The sequence below is a fragment of the Siccirubricoccus deserti genome (assembly GCF_014283215.1).
Lineage (GTDB): Bacteria > Pseudomonadota > Alphaproteobacteria > Acetobacterales > Acetobacteraceae > Siccirubricoccus > Siccirubricoccus deserti.
In genome coordinates, this window is the sequence record NZ_JACOMF010000206.1 from 1 (window position 1) to 1,617 (window position 1,617).

Genomic DNA, 1,617 nt, shown 5'->3' on the forward strand with positions numbered 1-1,617 from the left:
CCCGGATCATTCACGGCGGCGGTGACGCGCGTCCCCTGGCTGGCGCGCGGCTCGCGCCGTGGTTGTGCGGGCGAGCGGGATCGGCGCCGGTCCTATTGGCCGGGGTTCAGGTGCGGATCGCGGGGCTGGCGGGTTGCGACGAGGGTTCGGCTGGGGCACGTGCCCCGCGGCTCAACAGGTGAGGCGCGGCAGGCGGTCGAGCACGAGGCGTATGATGGCCTGTTCGGGGCAGGCGGCCGGCAGATGCAGGGTGACGCGGGTCTTCAGCTCGACGACGCGCATGGCGAGCTTCACGAGGCGCAGCCGCAAGGTGTCGAACTGGGCGACGCGCCAGGCGGAGCGCTTCGGCATCAGGCTGCGGAGCGACCAGAGCAGCCAGTAGGCGCCGGTGTGCAGCAGCAGGCGGAACGCGTTGGCGGTGGCCTTCATGCATGAGGTGCGGTCGGCGGCGAGGTGGCGCTTCCAGGCCTTGATGTGATTCTCCGCCTGGCCGCGGCCGCAGTAGATCTCCTCGTAGATCCTGCGCGGGTCGCCGCTGGCGAGGCTGGTGACGACGAAGCGGGTGTCGGTGCCCTGCGGTCCGGCCTCGACGCGGGCGATGATGCGCTCGACGCGGGACCAGCTCCGGGCGCCGTCGAAGACCGCCTTGTAGCGGCGCAGCTTGCCCTCCCCGGGCCGGGCTGCCTGGTGGGCGGCGGTGCTCTCCTCCAGCGCTGCAACCTGCCCGCGCAGCGTCGTGGTGGCGGCGACGCCGAGCACGAAGTCGATCCGCGCCGCGCGGCAGAAGTCCAGCACCTCGGGCGCGCAGAAGTGGCTGTCGGCGCGGATGAGGATCTCGACGCGCGGCCAGTGGCCGCGGATCTCGCGCACCAGGCGGCGGAGGAAGCCGCGGGCCTCGGCGCCGTTCGGGCGGCGTGCGGGCCGCAGCATGGCGGCCACGGGGCGGCCCTCGCTGTCGAACACCACGAGCGGCTGGAAGCCGTATTCGTCGTGGTAGGCGTTGAACAGGCGCAACTGCTGTCCCCCGTGCACCGCGTCGAAGGTGTCGTCGAGGTCGAGCACGATCCGCCGCGGGACCTGGCGGAAGCTGTCGCAGTAGAGCCCGACCATGGCGCGTCCCATGCGCAAGAGAGCACGGAGGTCGGGCAGGTTCTCGAGGCGCGAGATGGTCGGCTGCGAGCACAGCGCCGCGGCGTCCGGCAGGCGGTCGAGCGCGAGCTTGAAGGCAGGGTCGTGGCGCAGCGCCGCCGCGTCGTTGCCGTCCTCGTAGCCGGCCGCGATCATCAGCAAGCGGAAGCGAATGATGTCGGCCAGGCCGTGCCTGACCTGCTCCCATGCCCGCGGGTCCTCGAGGCAGGCGGCCAGACGATCGGCGACGCCGAGGCGGCGCTCGATCTCGCGCAGCGCCAGCACGCCGCCATCGGAGGACAGGCGCCCGCCATCGAAGCGCGCGACCAGGGGCTTGCCGCCGACCGGTGACAGGCCAGGGAGGGGCGGCGTAGGTTCAACCTTGGCGGGCATGGTCTCCGCAAACGGCTGGTTTCGAGTGTCGCAGCCGAAATCTATTGCCGGTCAGCGGCTTGCACCATGCCCGTCAGCCCACGTGAATGATCCGGG

At 71.9% G+C, this 1,617-nt stretch carries 1 protein-coding gene; it reads right to left on the reverse strand.

Annotation, left to right across the window (positions count from 1 at the left end):
* Positions 1-171: 171 nt before the first annotated feature.
* Positions 172-1,521, reverse strand: a complete 1,350-nt coding sequence (locus H7965_RS29830) for an IS1380 family transposase (protein WP_186774087.1) — start codon at positions 1,519-1,521, stop codon at positions 172-174.
* Between the last annotated feature and the right edge of the window lie 96 nt (positions 1,522-1,617).